This is a genomic window from Actinomadura sp. NEAU-AAG7, from assembly GCF_018603865.1.
Taxonomy (GTDB): Bacteria; Actinomycetota; Actinomycetes; order Streptosporangiales; family Streptosporangiaceae; genus Spirillospora; species Spirillospora litoris.
Genome location: NZ_JAHFZY010000011.1, coordinates 23,732 through 40,411, shown reverse-complemented (window position 1 = coordinate 40,411; position 16,680 = coordinate 23,732). Strand labels below are relative to the sequence as shown.

The following is a 16,680-nucleotide window of genomic DNA, read 5'->3' as shown; positions in this document are numbered from 1 at the left end:
GGGGTCAGCCGGGCAGGGGCAGCGGCACCTCGCCCGGCCTGCCCTGCGTGGACAGGTTCGTCCGGACGAGCGACTCCACCCGCCCCGCCGCCATCGGCCGCGCCACGAGGAACCCCTGGCCGCTCGGGCAGTCCATCCCGCGCAGCAGTTCGAGCTGCTCGGGGCGCTCGATGCCCTCGGCCACCACGGTGATGCCGAGGTCGCGGCCCAGCCGGACGATCGTGCGGGTCAGCAGCGTCAGCGTCTCGTCCGAGCCGAGCCCCGCCACGAACGACGGGTCGATCTTGATGACGTCCACCGGGAGCTGCCCGAGGTAGGCGAGCGAGGCGTAGCCGGTGCCGAAGTCGTCGATCGCGAGCCGGACGCCGAGGTCGCGCAGCTCCGACAGGCGCTCCACGTTCTGGCCCGCGTCCTCGACGAGCACCTCCTCGCGCACCTCCAGCGTGAGCGCGTGCGGCGGCAGCCCGGTCTCGGCGAGCGCCGCCGCGACCGAGGCGACGAACCGGGGCGCGGCGATCTGCCGGGCGGTGAAGTTCACCGACAGGCCGACGTCCCAGGAGTCGCGCCGCCAGCGGGCGACCTCGCGGCACGCCTCCCGCAGCACCCAGTCGCCGAGCGGGACCATCAGGCCCGACTCCTCGGCCGGGCCGATGAACTCCTCGGGCGGCACCGACTCGCTCCCCCGCCACCAGCGCAGCAGCGCCTCCACCCCGGTCACCCGGGACGTCGCGAGGTCCACCACCGGCTGGAACTCCACCGCGAACTGCTCCTCGGCGAGCGCCCGCTGCAGGTCGCTGCCCAGCTCCAGCCGCCGGACGACGTCGGCGTGCATGTGCGGCGCGAACACCTCCACCCGTCCGCCGCCCGCCTCCTTCGCCCTGGCCATCGCGAGGTCGCCGTTGCGGATCAGGTCGGCGGCGGTGCGCCGGACCCGGCGCCCGGCCTCGCCGCCCGAGGCGGGCGCGGTGCCCGCCGGGTGCTCCTCGTCCCCCGCGAACGCGATGCCGACGCTCGCGGTCAGCACGATCTGCTTGCTGCCCACCTGGTACGGCTCGACCGACAGCACGCGCAGCAGCCGTCCGGCCAGCTCGACCGCCGCCCGCGTCTCCCCCTCGTCCGAGGGGAGCTGGACGAGGACCGCGAACTCGTCCCCGCCCCACCGCGCGACGGTGTCGTCGGCCTGGACGGTCGCGCGCAGCCGCCTGGCCGCCTGCGCGAGCACCTGGTCGCCGGCCGCGTGGCCCGCCGAGTCGTTCACGGCGGTGAAGCCGTCGAGGTCGACGAAGACCACCGCGACCCGGCCGCCGCCCCGGGTGCGCGAGATCAGCTCCCGCGTCCGCTCCTCCAGGTAGGAGCGGTTGGGCAGGCCGGTCAGCCCGTCGTGGAAGGTCAGGTGCGCGACCTGGCGTTGCAGCGCCGCCTGCTCGCTGAGGTCGCGGGTGGTGACCAGCAGCCGTCCGGGCGCCTCGCCGGTGCCCGCGTACCGGGAGATCGTCGACTCGGTCGGCAGCCATGTCCCGTCCGCCGCCCTGACCCGGCAGGACACCCGCAGCGACCCGGGCTCCTCGCCCGCGAACTCGGTGAACGCCTCCTGGACGCGGGGCAGGTCCTCCGGGTGGATGATCTCGTGCAGCGGGCGTCCGAGCAGCTCGTCGGCGGCGTAGCGGTAGGTGCGCAGCGCGCCCGCGCTGGCGTACTGGACGGTCGCGTCCAGGTCGCAGATGAGGACGGCGTCGTTGATGCTCTCCGACAGGGCGCGGAAGTGCTCCTCGCCGGTGTCGACCGCGCGGCGCAGCGCGTCGTTCTCGCGCAGCAGCCCGGCCAGCCGCGCGAGCACCACCAGCACCGCCGAGCCCGCGACGATCGCCACCACGGGCTCCAGGCCGTTCTCGCCGGTGAGCGAGTGCCCGGCGACGAACACGCCCGCCGCGGCGGCGATCACGGCGGGCGCGAGGCCCGGCCCGATCATCCGGCCGCACTCCTCGGCGGGCCGGGCGGCGCCGAAGGCATCCGCGCCGGGGGCGTCGGGGACGGCGTCCTCGGGGATGTCGTCGGTCTCGGCGGCGGGCACCTGGGCCGGGCCCGTCCAGGGCACCAGCATGAGCAGCAGCAGCCCGGCCAGCCGCAGGATGTCGGCCGGGTCGTCGGCGGGCAGCCCGCCGTCCAGCCGGACGACCGTGGTCACGATGTCGGCGACCGCGAACGCGACGAGCGCCCCGTACCCCATCCACGCCGGACGCCTGGCCGGGGCGCTCGGCCCGCGCGCCGCGCCGAGCGCGAACGGCAGCGCCCCGCACACCAGCACGGTGTCGACGAGCGGGTACAGCAGTTCGAGGAAGAACTCCGGCGGCGACTCCTGGGTCTGGTGGTAGAGCGAGGAGAACAGCGCCACCCAGCCGAGCAGGAACAGCCCGCACGCGCACACGAGGGTGTCGGCGGCGTACCGCAGCCAGGTGCGGGCGTCGCGGGGCAGCCGCACCGGCACCACCAGGCCCGTCACCAGCGCGGCGGCGGCCACCAGGTAGAACAGGTCGGGCACCGACAGCGACAGCGCGCTGCGGCTGAGGTTGCCCGCCGCCGCGCTCGTCACCGCGCCCGCGAACCAGCAGGTCGCGGCGATGCCGTACCAGCGCCAGGACGTCCGCCACACCGCGCCGTCGGGCCCGCCCGCCGCCCGGCCGCCGGAGCCGCGCACCGACGCCAGCAGCGAGACGGCGGCCGCGCCGGCCGCGCCCGCCTCCGCCCAGGCGATGAAGGCCGTGCCGCCCCAGCCCAGCAGCGAGCCGGTGGCGTAGAGCACGCCCACGACCGCGGCCAGGGCGACCGGCAGCGTCCGCGCGGGCCTGCGCCTGGCGATCTCGCCGCTCATCGCGCCGTGTCCCTTCCTGCCCCGATGGGAGCGTCCGGCCCTCGCGGACGCGGGCACCGCGCCGAGAGGGGACATGAGTCCGGATACCTCACCGGTCGCTCGGGTAACGCCCGGAAGGTCATGGATCGTGCCCCGCGCGGGGTCGGCGCGGAGCGGACGGCCCGCGCAACGCCTGCGCGGGCCGGAGATCAGCGACGTTGCTGCACTGCGGGTTCACCGTGTCGCTCAATGTACGTTCCGTAGGTCACGGAGCGATTGAGGCTGAGCGTCCTCCCGGCGACGAACGACCGGGTTATCGACCTTCTTGGTCCGTCCGAAACGCGATCATCACCTTCGTCCGCATCACGTTGAGTGACCATTTTCACTCCTGAAAAGCGTGTGATGTCCGCCTCCCCCGGAACGGCGCGCCGGGGCCGCGAACCGGGCCGCGTCCGAGGCGGTCGTAGTAGAAACGGGGGCGGAACCACCCGGGAGGCACTCTCATGCGACGGCACGCGATCACCCTGACGTCCGCGCTGGTCGCGGCCTGTACCGCCCTGCTGGCGGGCTGCTCGTCGTCCGACGGCGGCAAGCCCGAGGGCGGACCCGGCACGCCCGCCCCCGCGAGCACGGCCGCGCCCACGGCCACCGCCGGCACCGGCGCGGCCCGCGTGCTCGTCACGGGCCTGTCGGTCCCCTGGGGCGTCGCGTTCCTGCCCGGCGGCGACGCGCTCGTCACCGAGCGTGACTCCGCCCGCCTGCTGCGGGTCACCCCGGCCGGGAAGAGGACCGTGGTGGGAACGGTGCCGGACGTCCGGCCGTCCGGGGAGGGCGGTCTGCTCGGCGTCGCGGTCTCCCCCGGCTACGCGCGCGACCACCAGATCTTCCTCTACCACACCGCCGCCGACGACAACCGCGTGGTCAGAGCCACCTACGACGGCCGCCTCGACACCCCGCGCCCCATCGTCACCGGCATCCCCAAGGGCGACAACCACAACGGCGGCCGCCTCGCCTTCGGCCCCGACGGCATGCTCTACGCCACCACGGGCGAGAGCGGCGCGCCCGAGAAGTCCCAGGAGCGCGGCTCGCTCGGCGGCAAGATCCTCCGCGTCACCCCCGACGGCCGTCCCGCCCCGGGCAACCCTTTCGGCACGCCCGTATGGACCTACGGGCACCGCAATGTCCAGGGCATCGCCTGGGATGAGAAGCAGCGACTCTACGCCACGGAATTCGGTCAGGTCCGCTTCGACGAAATCAACCGCATTGTGAAAGGTGACAATTATGGGTGGCCCACCGTAGAAGGAATCGGACACCGCAGGGGATTCACCGACCCACTGGTCACCTGGCCGACCGACCAGGCGTCCCCGTCCGGCCTCGCCTACGCGAACGGCTCGCTGTGGGCCGCCGCCCTCCAGGGCACCCGCCTGTGGCAGGTCCCCCTCCGCGACGGCGTGCCCGGCCGCCCCGTCCCCCGCTACCAGGACGCCTACGGCCGCCTCCGCGCCGTCGTCCGCGCCCCGTCCGGCGACCTCTGGGTCACCACGAGCAACAAGGACGGCCGGGGCGACCCGAAGCCGGACGACGACCGCGTCATCGTCCTCCCCGCCCGCTGACCTCCTCGCGGCCGGCGGGCGGGGAGGTCAGGCTCAGGACGCGCCGAGCCTCTCCAGGATCAGTTCGCGGGCGCGGCCCGCGTCGGCCTGCCCGCGGGTGGCCTTCATGACCGCGCCGACCAGGGCGCCCGCGGCGGCGACCTTGCCCGCGCGGACCTTGTCGGCGACGGCGGCGTTGCCGGCGATCACCTCGTCCACGATCGAGGCCAGCTCGCCCTCGTCGCTGACGACCTTCAGCCCGCGCGCGGCGACGACCTCGTCGGGCGTGCCCTCACCGGCGAGGACGCCCTCGAAGACCTGGCGGGCCAGCTTGTCGTTCAGCTCCCCCGCCGTGATCATCGCCTGCACCCGGGCGACCTGCTCGGGGGTGATCGGCAGGTCGGCCAGCTCGGCGCCCTGCGCGGTCGCGCGGCGCGACAGCTCGTTCATCCACCACTTGCGGGCCGCGCCGGCGTCCGCCCCGGCCGCGATCGTCGCCTCGATGAGGTCGACGGCGCCCGCGTTGACGACGTCCCGCAGCTCCAGGTCCGACAGGCCCCACTCGCCCTGGATGCGGCGGCGGCGCGCGGCGGGGAGTTCGGGCAGCGACGCGCGCAGCTCCTCCACCCACTCCCGGGACGGCGCCATCGGCACGAGGTCCGGCTCGGGGAAGTAGCGGTAGTCCTGCGCCTCCTCCTTGCTGCGCCCGCTGGTGGTGCGGCCGGTGTCCTCGTGGAAGTGGCGGGTCTCCTGCACGATCCGGCCGCCCGCCGACAGCACGCCCGCCTGCCGCTCGATCTCCGACCGGACGGACCGCTCGACCGAGCGCAGCGAGTTGACGTTCTTGGTCTCGGTGCGCGTGCCCCACTCCGAGGCACCGCGCGGCATCAGCGAGACGTTCACGTCGCAGCGCATGGAGCCCTCCTCCATGCGCACGTCCGACACGCCGAGCGAGCGCACCAGCTCCCGCAGCTCGGTCGCGTAGGCGCGGGCCACCAGCGGCGCCTTCGCGCCGGTCGCCGGGATCGGCTTGGTGACGATCTCCACCAGCGGGATCCCGGCGCGGTTGTAGTCGACCAGCGAGAACTCCGCGCCGTGGATGCGGCCGGTCGCGCCGCCCACGTGCAGGGACTTGCCGGTGTCCTCCTCCATGTGGACGCGCTCGATCTCGATCCGGTACGTCTCGCCCTCGACCTCGACGTCCAGGTGCCCGTCCACGCAGAGGGGCTCGTCGTACTGGGAGATCTGGAAGTTCTTCGGCATGTCCGGGTAGAAGTAGTTCTTCCGGGCGAACCTGCACCACTCGACGATGTCGCAGTTCAGCGCCAGCCCGATCTTGATGATGCCCTCGATCGCGGCGTGGTTGGTCACCGGCAGCGCGCCCGGCAGCCCGAGGCACACCGGGCACACCTGCGTGTTCGGCTCGGCGCCGAACTCCGTCCGGCACCCGCAGAACATCTTGGACGCCGTGCCCAGCTCGATGTGCGTCTCGATGCCGAGGACCGGCTCGTACTTCCCGAGCGCCTCGTCGAAGTCCATCAGCGTGTTCACACTCACAGGTATCCCAGTCCCTTCAACGCCTCTTCGGTCTCGGCCACCCGGTCGGCGTACGCCGGAATCCGGGCCAGCGCGTCGAGGCTGACGTTCTGTCCTATGTAATCGAAGTGGTCGGCGCCGGACCGGCGGCCGCCGCGCGGCCGCTCCACGTCCCGCGGATGCCTCGGGAGCCGGGACGGGTCGCTCCCCCGCACGGGCACCAGCGGGATGACCGGGGTCGCGAGCCCCCTTCCCTCCAGCAGGGCCCGCACGGTCTTGGTCTCGGCGCGGTCGTCGCGGTCGTTGTGGACGCGGACCGGATGGCAGTCCTCGGCGAGGGCCGGCACCGCCTCTCGCCGCTGGAGTTGGGGCCGATGAGGGCGAGGAACGGCGGCACGTCCAGCTCGACGTCAAGGAAGGACTTGAAGCCGTCGATCTCGATCCGGGTGATCACCGCGTGCCGCCGTCCCCGCCGCCTACAGTTCCGGGGCCTGGGCCAGCAGGGGGCCCGACCAGCGGTCCTCCAGGGCGCGCTCGACGGCGGCGGCCACGCGGTAGGCGCGGTCGTCGCCGAGGACCGGGGCCATGATCTGCAGGCCGACCGGCAGGCCGTCGGCGAGCCCGCAGGGTACCGAGATCGCGGCGTTGCCGGTGAGGTTCGCGGGGATCGTGTACAGGTCCGCGAGGTACATCGCCATCGGGTCGTCGACGCGCTCGCCGATCGGGAACGCGGTGGTCGGGGTGGTCGGCGAGACCAGCACGTCCACCTGCTCGAAGGCGGTGTCGAAGTCGCGCTTGACCAGCGTGCGGACCTGCTGCGCCTTGCCGTAGTAGGCGTCGTAGTAGCCCGAGGACAGCGCGTAGGTGCCGAGCATGATCCGCCGCTTGACCTCGGGGCCGAAGCCCTCGGCGCGGGTCAGCGCCATGACCTCCTCGGCGCTGCGGGTGCCGTCGTCGCCGACGCGCAGGCCGTAGCGCATGGCGTCGAAGCGGGCCAGGTTGGACGACGCCTCCGACGGCGCGATCAGGTAGTACGCCGACAGCGCGTAGGAGAAGTGCGGGCAGGAGACCTCGACGACCTTCGCGCCGAGCGACTCCAGCAGCTCCACGGCCTCGTCGAAGCGGGCCGCGACGCCCGGCTCGGCGCCCTCGCCCGCGAACTGCTTGACGACGCCGACGCGCAGGCCGTTCACGTCGGCGCGGCGCGCGGCCTCGACGACGGGCGGCACCGGCGCGTCGACGGACGTGGAGTCCATCGCGTCGTGGCCGCTGAACACCTCGTGCAGGAGCGCGGCGTCCAGGACGTTGCGGGCGAACGGGCCCGGGGTGTCCAGCGAGGACGCGAACGCGATCACGCCGTAGCGGGACGAGCCGCCGTAGGTGGGCTTCATGCCGACGATGCCGGTGACCGCGGCGGGCTGCCGGATCGAGCCGCCGGTGTCGGTGCCGGTCGACAGCGGCGCCTGGTAGGCGGCGACCGCCGCCGAGCTGCCGCCGGACGAGCCGCCCGGGACGCGGCGCAGGTCCCACGGGTTGTGCGAGGGGCCGAAGGCGCTGTTCTCGGTGGAGGAGCCCATCGCGAACTCGTCCATGTTCGTCTTGCCGAGGATCACCAGGCCGCGGGCGCGCAGCCGCGCCGTGACCGTCGAGTCGTAGGGCGGGCGCCAGCCCTCCAGGATCTTCGACCCGGCGGTGGTGGGCATGTCGCGGGTGGTGAACACGTCCTTGTGCGCGATCGGCACCCCCGCCAGCGGGCCGAGGTCCTCCCCGGCCGCGCGGCGCCGGTCGACCTCGCGGGCCTGCGCGAGCGTGGTGTCGCGGTCGACGTGCAGGAACGCGCGCACCTCGCCGTCCACGGCCGCGATGCGGTCCAGGTGGGCCCGCGCGACCTCGACGGCGGACGTCTCGCCCGCGGCGATCAGCTCGCCGAGCTCCGCCGCGCCCTTTCTGACCAGGTCCATGATCAGGCCTCCTCGTCCAGGATCCGCGGGACGCGGAAGCGCTGCTCCTCGGCGGCGGGCGCGGCGGCCAGGGCCTGCTCGGGCGTGAGGGAGGGGCGGATCTCGTCGGCCCGGTAGACGTTGGTCAGCGGCAGCGCGTGCGAGGAGGGCGGGATGTCCTCCGCGGCGACCTCCTGCACGCGCGCGACCGCGGAGATGATCTGGTCGAGCTGGGCGGCGAGGTGGTCGAGTTCGTCGTCGCCGAGCGCCAGCCGGGAGAGCCGGGCGAGATGCGACACCTCGTCACGGGTGATGGCGGACATGTGGGAAACCGTTCCTGCGATGAAGTGGGTTCACCGGCCATCCTATGGGCCGCGTGCCCGCCGCCGCCCGCGGCGCGGCGCGTCACTCGGGCCGGGGGTGGTGCCCGTACCGCTGCGGGGGCGGCGCGTACTGCGGCGGGGCCTGCTGCGGATACGGGAGGCCCTGCGGCGGGACGGCGCCCTGCTGCTGCGGAAACGTCACCGTCTTCGGTTCCGCGGGCTTCATACTGGCCAGCGCCGCGGCGCCGAAGACCGCGCACGACAGGATGAGGAACCCCCCGAAGATCACTCCGGCGAGGTCGTAGGCCCTGAACTGGTCCTCGTCCGGCATGGACTCCAGCGTCCCGAACAATATGAACGCCATCCCCAGCAAGGAAACGGCGAAGACCACTCCGCGCGCGGCATTGTTCATGGACAGTGATCTTAGCGGGCGGTTTGCCGACTGTAAGGTGAATTGTCAGGCGGCGGGCTCGGGTGCGCGCTCCATCCGGCGCCGCAGCCAGTCGGTGGCGGTGGCGGCGTCCATGGGGCGGCCGAAGTGCCAGCCCTGCGCCGCGTCGCAGCCCATCTCGCGGAGCGTCCGGGCGGTCTGCGGGTCCTCGACGCCCTCGGCGACCGAGCGCAGCCCGAGGGTGCGGACGAGGTCGACGATGGAGCGGACGATCACCGCGTCGTCGGAGGAGCCGGTGAGCCGCCGCACGAACGAGGAGTCGATCTTGATCTCCTCGACCGGGAGCCGCTTGAGCCGGACGAGCGAGGAGTAGCCGGTGCCGAAGTCGTCCAGGCTGAGCGGGATGCCCAGCTCGGCGAGCGCCCGGACGGTCTCGGACGCGTACGCCGGCTCGTTCATGAGGATCCGCTCGGTGATCTCCAACTGGAGCGCGGCGGCGGGCAGGCCGCGCGAGAGCAGCCCCTCCTCGATCGTCTCGGTGAGGCCGGTGTCGAGCAGGTCGCGCCCGGAGGCGTTCACCGCGACCTGGACGGCGAGGTCCTCGCGCCACCACGCGGCGGTCTGCGCGAGCGCGGCCTCCACGACGTAGTGGGTGATCGAGCGCATCAGGTAGGTCTGCTCGGCGATCGACAGGAACGCCTCGGGCTCCAGCAGGCCCTTGTCGGGGTGGCGCCAGCGCAGCAGCGCCTCCATGCCGACGAGCTGGTCGTCCCGCAGGGAGATCTTGGGCTGGTAGAACAGCTCCAGCTCGGAGCGGTCGATGGCGCGGCGCAGGTCGCCGAGCACGCTGAGCCGGTCCGGGGAGTTGCGGTCCTTGCCGGGCGAGTAGACCTCGACGCCGGTGCGGCCCTCCTTGGCGTTGTACATCGCGACGTCGGCGCGCTGGAGGAGCAGCTCGAAGTCCTGGGCGTGGTCGGGGAACAGCGCGATGCCGACGCTGCCCTCCAGGTCGAACGACATGCCGTCCAGCCGGACGGGCTCGCCGAGCGCGGCGCGCAGCCGGGCGGCGACCTCGCGGGCGGCGGCCTCGTCGCGGACGGTGGGCAGCAGCACCGCGAACTCGTCGCCGCCGAGCCGCGCCACGAGGTCGCCCGGACGGACGCTGTGGGTGAGCCGGTGCGCGACGAGTTGGAGCAGCCGGTCGCCGGTGGCGTGCCCGAGGGTGTCGTTGACCTCCTTGAACCGGTCGAGGTCGAGCAGGAACAGCCCGGCCCGGCGGTGCTCGGGTTCGGCGGCGGCGGCCGCCGCGCCCCGGCGGGCGCGGGCACCGGCGCGCCCGAACCGCCCCGGCCGCTTGTCGGCGCCGCTCGCCTCGGCGAGGGCCTCCTCGGTGCGGACGGTCAGCAGCTTGCGGTTGGGCAGCCCGGTCAGGACGTCGTGCAGCGCCTGGTGCTCGCGCCGCACCGACACCGACGCGTTCAGGTACACCGCGATGAACGGCAGGACGATCAGCGGGACGAACACCGCGGACCTGTCCATCGCGACGACCATCAGCGGGGCGAGCCCGAGCAGCGCCAGGTGGACGAGGACCTGGTAGGCGAGGTCCCAGCGCAGCGCCTTGAGCAGCGGGACCCGCTCGTGCAGCGCGATCGCGGAGCCGACGAGGGTGTCGTTGGCGCAGAAGTAGACGGTTCCGGCGAGCGCGATGAGGGGCAGGTCGCCGCCGTCGGGCACCCACAGCCGCGTCGGGGTGGCCATGTCGCCCGCCAGCGCCAGGACGAGTTGGGCGGCGGCGAGGCTCAGCGTGTACTGCGCGGCGTTGAAGGCGATGCGGTGCGGGGTGCGGCCGCGGAAGATCCCGGCGGTGATGACGGCGACGACCTGGAGGGTCGCGGCGACCGGCAGCCCGGCGTACAGGAGCGCGGCGAACGCGAACGTGGTGGAGGTGGTGGCGCCGTTGTTCTCGGTGGACCCCGGCGTGATGATCGGCCGCAGCTCCCCGAACACGATGAAGCAGCCGAGGATCCAGAAGACGGGCTGGCGCGCGAGGGCGTCCAGGTCCGCGCCGGTCAGCCCGGCGAACGCCGTGCCGCACGCGGCGACGCCGAGCAGGATGACGACGACGAAGTAGATCCACAACGGGGAGCCGCGGCGTGGCGCCGTGTTCCGCGTGTTGTTCGGGTCCTTCATCACATCCTCGGGGGGTTCGGGGGGCCGTCCCCCGGGAGCGGACGCCCCGTACCTCGGGGACGCCCCCGGGCGATTCGTCCGAACATTCAGGTGGGTCGTGATGAGAGGGAGAGTACGGCCTTTGCTCAACTTCGCGAAACCGGTTGCGCACGTTCCGTTATGCCCGTCGCGTCGCGGTCCCCGGCGACTACGTAGCCGTGCCGTACCGCTGAGTGACGCGACGCTGGTGACGGGCCCCTCACTCACACCTCGTCATTCCTCGGTGGGCAAAGCGGCGCTTTTGGCCGCATCTGGCCCGTCGGCCAGCAGGACGGCGAACCCGTCGTCCCCCAGGATCGGCACGCCCAGCTTGACGGCTTTGTCGAACTTCGACCCCGGGTTCTCCCCCGCGACCACGAAGTCCGTTTTCTTCGACACCGATCCGGACACCTTGCCGCCGAGCCGCTGCACGGCCTCCTTCGCCGAGTCGCGGCTGTACCCCTCCAGCGAACCGGTGATCACGACGGTGACGTCCTTCAGCGGCCGCGGCCCGCCCGCGCCCTCGTCCTCCATCCGGACCCCGGCGGCCCGCCACTTCTCGACGATCTCGCGGTGCCAGTCGACCTCGAACCACGCCCTGATCGAGGCCGCGATCGTGGGGCCGATGTCCTCCACGGCCGCCAGCTCCTCCTCGGTCGCGTTCGCGATCGCGTCCATCGACCCGAGCTCGCGGGCGAGGTTGCGGGACGCGGCGGGCCCCACGTGCCGGATCGACAGCGCCACCAGCACCCGCCACAGCGGCTGCGTCTTGGCCTTCTCCAGCTCCTCGAACAGGATCGAGACCGTCTTCTTCGGCTCGCCCTCCTTGTTGGCGAAGAACGAGACGACCTTGGGCTCGCCGGTCTCCGGGTCGGTCTTGGGCGTGCCGGTCTTCTGGTCCATCACGAGGCTGCGGATCGGCAGGAGCTGCTCGACGCTGAGATGGAACAGGTCGCCCTCGTTCTTGACCGGCGGGTCGCTCGGCTCCAGCGGCTGGGTGAGCGCGACCGCCGCGACGTATCCGAGGGCCTCGATGTCGAGGGCGTTCCGGCTGGCCACGAAGAACAGCCGCTCGCGCAGCTGCCCGGGGCAGTACCGCGCGTTCGGGCACCGGATGTCGGCGTCGCCCTCCTTCTCGTACGCCAGCTCCGTGCCGCACTCGGGGCAGTGCGTCGGCATCTCGAACGCGCGCTCGGTGCCGTCGCGCAGCGCGGTGACCGGCGCGACGATCTCCGGGATGACGTCGCCCGCCTTGCGCAGCACGACGGTGTCGCCGATCAGCACGCCCTTGCGCGCGACCTCGCCCGCGTTGTGCAGGGTGGCCCGGTCGACCTTGGACTGGGCGACCACGATCGGCTCCATCACGCCGTAGGGGGTGACGCGCCCCGTCCGGCCGACGCCGACCTTGATGTCGAGGAGCTTGGTGTTGACCTCCTCCGGCGGGTACTTCCACGCGATCGCCCAGCGCGGCGCGCGGCTGGTCGACCCGAGCCGCCGCTGGAGCGCGAACTGGTCGACCTTCACGACCACGCCGTCGATCTCGTAGGCGGTGTCGTGCCGGTTCTCGCCGTAGCGCTCGATGTAGGCGCGGACGGCGTCGAGCCCGCCGACGACCTCGTACCGGTCGCTGACCGGCAGGCCCCAGCCGCGCATCAGCTCGTAGGCGCCGGACTGGCTCTCGGGCTGCTCGCCGCCCCGCCAGGCGCCGAACCCGTGCACGAGCATCCCGAGCGGGCGGCGCGCGGTGACGCGCGGGTCCTTCTGCCGCAGCGAGCCCGCCGCCGCGTTGCGGGGGTTGGCGAAGGGGTCCTTGCCGGCCTCGACCTGCGCGGCGTTGACCTGCTCGAACCCCTCGACCGGCAGGAAGACCTCGCCGCGCACCTCAAGGACGTCCGGCCAGCCCCCGCCCTCCAACCGGGTGGGGATGTCGGCGATCGTGCGGATGTTGTTCGTGACGTCCTCGCCGCGGCGCCCGTCGCCGCGGGTCACCCCGCGCACGAGCCGGCCCCGCTCGTAGGTCACCGCGATGGCCAGCCCGTCGATCTTCAGCTCGCACAGGTAGCCGGCGACCTCGCCGACCTCCTTGACCACCCGCTCGTCCCAGGACAGCAGCGCGTCGGCGTTCATCGCGTTGTCGAGGCTCTGCATCGGCTCCAGATGCGCGGCCTCCGCGAAGTCGGTCTCGATCGGCGCGCCGACCTTCTGCGTGGGAGAGTCCGGGGTGACCAGCTCCGGGTACCGCTCCTCCAACCCCCCCAGCTCGCGCATCATCCGGTCGTACTCGGCGTCGGTGAGCGTCGGCTGGTCGAGGACGTAGTAGCGGTAGTTGCCCTCGTCGATCCGCTCGCTCAACTCCAGATGACGCTGCCGTGCCTCGGCGGGCACCCCATCGCTCGTGGTCATGCGCCTATTGTGGCCGCCACCACCGACAATGCGACCCGCCGCGCCCCGGTCTAGTCGGCCTCGTGCAGCATCCGGGCGGCCTCGCGGCAGCGCCTGAGCGCCGCGCGGACGTGGCGCGGCGACGCCCCCGCCATCCCGCACGCGGGCGTGAGCACCACCTGGCGGGCCAGCCGGGCGGGCGGGAAGCCGAGCCGGTTCCACAGCGCCCGCACCGGCTCCGCCGTCGCCTTCAGCGGCGGCAGCGCGGCGTCGGTCGCGGGCACCGCGCCGAGGAACAGCCCGGTCCCCGCCTCGATCGCCTCGCCGACCGCGTCGTCGTCCCGCTTGGGCACGAGCGCGAGGTCGACCGCGACCGCCCTGGCGCCCGCGCCGCGCAGCAGCCCGAACGGGACGTTCCGCGCGCAGCAGTGGACGACCGGGTACGCGGCGTCGTCCGCGCAGGCGGTCTCGATCACGGTGCGCAGCGCGTCCTCGGCGACCGGCGCCTCGATCGCCCGCAGCCGGGAGAAGCCGCTGGCGGTCGGGACCGTCCCGGCGAGCGCGGCGGGCAGCCCCGGCTCGTCGATCTGCAGGAGGATCCGCGCGTCCGGCAGGCGGCGCCGGACGTCGGCCACGTGCGCGGCGGCGCCCTCGGCGAGCGACGCGGTCAGGTCGCGGACGGCGCCCGGGTCCTTCAGCGCGCGGTCGCCGTGCCGCAGCTCGATCGTGGCGGCCAGCGTCCACGGCCCGCACACCTGGATCTTGAACGGCCCGTCGTGCCCGGCCGCGACCTCCTCCAGCACGTCGAGGTCGCGGGCGAGGTGGTCGCGGGAGCGGAGCGTGTCGCGGCCCGGCCGGTCGGAGAACCGCCAGCCCGACGGCTCCAGGTGGACGGGCAGCTCGACGAGCAGCCCCGCCGTCCGTCCGGTGAGGTCGGCGCCGGGGCCGCGCGCGGGCAGCTCGGGCAGGTGCGGCAGCTCGGGCAGCTCGCCGAGCACGACCCGCAGCGCCTCGGCGGGGTCCTCGCCCGGGTAGGAGCCGATCCCGGTCGCCGTACCGATCTGCCAGGGATAGTCCGTCACAGGCCGAACCCTATCGGCGTGCGATCACACGGCGGCGCCGGCGGTCGCGGCGATCGTGGCGGAGGCCAGCACGCGGTCGCCCGCGTACAGGACGGCGGCCTGGCCGCTCGCCACGCCGCGCGCGGGGCGCTCCAGGCGGATGCGCAGGACGTCGCCGTCGAGCTCGGCGGTGCAGGCGTGCACCTCGCCGTGCGCGCGGAGCTGGACGTGGCAGGAGAAGGGGCCGTTCCCGCGAGGGACCGGGCCGCCGGGCGCCTCGGCCAGCCACACCGGGCGCTCGCCGGTGATCTCGTGCACGTCGAGCGCCTCGCGCGGCCCGACGGTCACGGTGTTGTCCACCGGGGAGATGTCGAGCACGTAGCGGGGGCGCCCGTCCGGCGCCGGGGTGCCGAGCCGCAGGCCCTTGCGCTGCCCGACCGTGTAGGCGTAGGCGCCGTCGTGGTCGCCGACCCGGTTGCCCGCGGTGTCGAGGATCGGCCCGGGGGACGCGCCGAGCCGCCCGGCGAGGAAGCCCCGGGTGTCGCCGTCGGCGATGAAGCAGATGTCGTGGCTGTCGGGCTTGTCGGCCACCTGGAGGCCGCGCCGCTCGGCCTCCAGCCGGATGTCGGCCTTGGTCGTGTCGCCGAGCGGGAACAGCGCGTGCGCGAGCTGCTCGGGCGTGCAGACGGCCAGCACGTAGGACTGGTCCTTGCCCTGGTCGACGCCGCGCCGCAGGACGCCGCCCGCGAGCCGGGCGTAGTGGCCGGTGCAGACGGCGTCGAACCCGAGCGCGAGCGCGCGGTCCAGCAGCGCCGCGAACTTGATCTTCTCGTTGCAGCGCAGGCACGGGTTCGGGGTGCGGCCGGCCGCGTACTCGCTGACGAAGTCCTCGACGACGTCCCGGTGGAAGCGCTCGGCGAGGTCCCACACGTAGAACGGGATGCCGATCACGTCGGCGGCGCGGCGCGCGTCGCGGGAGTCCTCCAGCGTGCAGCAGCCGCGCGCGCCCGTCCGGTAGGACTGCGGATTGCTGGACAGCGCCATGTGGACGCCCGTGACGTCGTGCCCCGCCTCGGCGGCGCGTGCGGCGGCCACGGCGGAGTCGACGCCGCCCGACATGGCGGCGAGTACGCGCAAAGTCATAGTGCTTCGAGCCTACGCGCCGCCGACCCGCCACCGCGACGCGGTATCGCGCGCCGTCCGCGTCGAGGATCGAGGCCGCTGCCCGCGGCGGGCGCGCGCGTGCGGCGGCTCGCGTAAGGTGACGGAGCGGGCTCCGGAGAGGGAGCCCGCTGACGCCACGACAAGGAAGAGACGACAGGTGGGAATCTTCCGCCGTCCGCGCGACACGCCCGCCGCCGTACCGCCCGCGATCGCCGAGTTCTGGGACTGGTGGGGCCAGGCGCGCCCGACGATCGAGGCGTCGCTGGCGGCCGGGCCCGAGCAGCCCGAGCCCGGTGTGCCCGGCGAGGGGCTCTCGGCCGACACGATCGAGGAGCTGTCGCGCCGCGTCCGCAAGATCCATTCCGAGTTGCAGTGGGAGATCGGCGGCTCGGACGACCGCGCGCCGTCGCTGACCGTGACCGGCGGGGGCGACCCCGAGCTGCGCGGCGTGGCCGAGCGCTGGTTCCGCGCCGCGCCGTCCGGCGCGGCGGCGGGCGGCTGGAGGTTCCACCCCGCGCGGCAGGCCGACCCCGAGATGCTTTCGCAGGACCTCGTCCTCGGCGACCACGAGTTCGACCTGGAGTACGTGCGGCTCGGCATGCGCGCCGACACCGACCGGGCCCGCGTCCACATCAGCGCCTACCACCCCGACTTCCTGTTCGTGTCGGAGGAGCAGCAGCTCCAGGTGGCGCTGCACGTCCTCGACTGGGCTCTCGGCGAGGACGACGTCGCCCGCTGGATCGGCGAGGTCTCGATCGCGATCGAGACCCCGATCGACTCGCTGCCGCCCTCGATGCTGCCCGCCGTCGTCGAGCAGGTGGCCGAGCCGTTCGGCGAGCCCGCCTGGCTGACCGGCGAGGGCCGGACGCCGCGCGGCCACCCCAAGCGGCTCGGCGCCCGGTTCCCGCTGCACCGGCAGGACTACCCGCTCTGCGACCTGCATGTGGCGATCACCGTCCCGTACGCCAACAGCAACCCCGACCGGCTCCCGGTGGAGCCGTCGGCGGGGGCGCTGCGCGCGTTCGAGAAGAAGCTGGCCAAGCTCGGCGACCGGGCGGTGCTGGCCGTGCGCGAGACCGGTGACGGCCTGCGCGTGTTCCACCTGTACGCCGACCCCGACTCCGGCGTGATCGGCGAGCTGGACCAGCTCGCCGCCGCCTGGACGGAGGGCAAGGCCAAGGTGGCCTCCACCAACGACCCCGGCTGGCGCGCCTTCGCCCCCTACCAGCCCTGAC

The 16,680-nt window shown here is 73.7% G+C and carries 12 protein-coding genes; 2 read left to right on the top strand and 10 right to left on the bottom strand.

Annotated features, from left to right (window positions below):
* Nucleotides 1-4 precede the first annotated feature (4 nt).
* Entirely contained in the window at nt 5-2,869 is a 2,865-nt protein-coding gene (locus KLI87_RS36525; RefSeq protein WP_156222756.1) for a bifunctional diguanylate cyclase/phosphodiesterase, read from the bottom strand.
* A gap of 482 nt (nt 2,870-3,351) precedes the next feature.
* Between KLI87_RS36525 and KLI87_RS36520 the strand changes: the two genes are divergently transcribed.
* On the top strand, nt 3,352-4,461 hold the full coding sequence (locus tag KLI87_RS36520; RefSeq protein WP_214620687.1) for a sorbosone dehydrogenase family protein: 1,110 nt from the start codon (nt 3,352-3,354) through the stop codon (nt 4,459-4,461).
* 33 nt (nt 4,462-4,494) lie between these two features.
* Here KLI87_RS36520 and gatB read toward each other — a convergent pair whose 3' ends face one another.
* The 9 genes from gatB to mnmA form a co-directional block, all read right to left on the bottom strand.
* The gene (gatB, locus tag KLI87_RS36515) at nt 4,495-5,979 is read right to left on the bottom strand and encodes an Asp-tRNA(Asn)/Glu-tRNA(Gln) amidotransferase subunit GatB (protein WP_156222815.1); all 1,485 of its coding nucleotides are present in this window, start codon (nt 5,977-5,979) and stop codon (nt 4,495-4,497) included.
* Nucleotides 5,980-5,993: 14 nt separating this feature from the next.
* A complete protein-coding gene (locus KLI87_RS36510; protein ID WP_214620686.1) occupies nt 5,994-6,323 on the bottom strand; it encodes a hypothetical protein in 330 nt (109 codons plus the stop codon).
* A gap of 129 nt (nt 6,324-6,452) precedes the next feature.
* Nucleotides 6,453-7,937 carry an Asp-tRNA(Asn)/Glu-tRNA(Gln) amidotransferase subunit GatA gene (gatA, locus tag KLI87_RS36505; protein WP_156222762.1) on the bottom strand — a complete coding sequence of 495 codons (1,485 nt, stop codon included), beginning with the start codon at nt 7,935-7,937 and terminating at the stop codon, nt 6,453-6,455.
* A 2-nt stretch (nt 7,938-7,939) separates the two neighbouring features.
* The gene (gatC, locus tag KLI87_RS36500) at nt 7,940-8,239 is read right to left on the bottom strand and encodes an Asp-tRNA(Asn)/Glu-tRNA(Gln) amidotransferase subunit GatC (RefSeq protein ID WP_156222765.1); all 300 of its coding nucleotides are present in this window, start codon (nt 8,237-8,239) and stop codon (nt 7,940-7,942) included.
* A gap of 82 nt (nt 8,240-8,321) precedes the next feature.
* On the bottom strand, nt 8,322-8,651 hold the full coding sequence (locus KLI87_RS36495) for a hypothetical protein (RefSeq protein WP_214620685.1): 330 nt from the start codon (nt 8,649-8,651) through the stop codon (nt 8,322-8,324).
* Nucleotides 8,652-8,696: 45 nt separating this feature from the next.
* Nucleotides 8,697-10,820 (bottom strand): bifunctional diguanylate cyclase/phosphodiesterase, encoded by a 2,124-nt coding sequence (locus KLI87_RS36490; RefSeq protein ID WP_156222769.1) that lies wholly within the window; start codon nt 10,818-10,820, stop codon nt 8,697-8,699.
* Nucleotides 10,821-11,072: 252 nt separating this feature from the next.
* Nucleotides 11,073-13,241: an NAD-dependent DNA ligase LigA gene (ligA, locus tag KLI87_RS36485; protein ID WP_156222771.1), complete on the bottom strand. Its 2,169-nt coding sequence runs from the start codon at nt 13,239-13,241 to the stop codon at nt 11,073-11,075.
* A gap of 50 nt (nt 13,242-13,291) precedes the next feature.
* Nucleotides 13,292-14,302, bottom strand: a complete 1,011-nt coding sequence (locus tag KLI87_RS36480; RefSeq protein ID WP_214620684.1) for a methionine synthase — start codon at nt 14,300-14,302, stop codon at nt 13,292-13,294.
* A 24-nt stretch (nt 14,303-14,326) separates the two neighbouring features.
* Entirely contained in the window at nt 14,327-15,424 is a 1,098-nt protein-coding gene (mnmA, locus tag KLI87_RS36475) for a tRNA 2-thiouridine(34) synthase MnmA (protein WP_214620683.1), read from the bottom strand.
* 178 nt (nt 15,425-15,602) lie between these two features.
* Here mnmA and KLI87_RS41765 point away from each other — a divergent pair, with 178 nt between their 5' ends.
* A complete protein-coding gene (locus tag KLI87_RS41765; RefSeq protein WP_308166471.1) occupies nt 15,603-16,679 on the top strand; it encodes a DUF695 domain-containing protein in 1,077 nt (358 codons plus the stop codon).
* The last annotated feature ends 1 nt before the right edge of the window (nt 16,680 follow it).

Bases quoted from the DNA above. Each gene is read 5' to 3' on its own strand.
- gatB (WP_156222815.1), bottom strand. From the start codon at position 5,979: ATGGACTTCGACGAGGCGCTCGGGAAGTACGAGCCGGTCCTCGGCATC.
- KLI87_RS36525 (WP_156222756.1), bottom strand. From the start codon at position 2,869: ATGAGCGGCGAGATCGCCAGGCGCAGGCCCGCGCGGACGCTGCCGGTC.
- KLI87_RS36520 (WP_214620687.1), top strand. From the start codon at position 3,352: ATGCGACGGCACGCGATCACCCTGACGTCCGCGCTGGTCGCGGCCTGT.
- KLI87_RS36495 (WP_214620685.1), bottom strand. From the start codon at position 8,651: ATGAACAATGCCGCGCGCGGAGTGGTCTTCGCCGTTTCCTTGCTGGGG.
- gatA (WP_156222762.1), bottom strand. From the start codon at position 7,937: ATGGACCTGGTCAGAAAGGGCGCGGCGGAGCTCGGCGAGCTGATCGCC.
- gatC (WP_156222765.1), bottom strand. From the start codon at position 8,239: ATGTCCGCCATCACCCGTGACGAGGTGTCGCATCTCGCCCGGCTCTCC.
- mnmA (WP_214620683.1), bottom strand. From the start codon at position 15,424: ATGACTTTGCGCGTACTCGCCGCCATGTCGGGCGGCGTCGACTCCGCC.
- KLI87_RS36490 (WP_156222769.1), bottom strand. From the start codon at position 10,820: ATGAAGGACCCGAACAACACGCGGAACACGGCGCCACGCCGCGGCTCC.
- ligA (WP_156222771.1), bottom strand. From the start codon at position 13,241: ATGACCACGAGCGATGGGGTGCCCGCCGAGGCACGGCAGCGTCATCTG.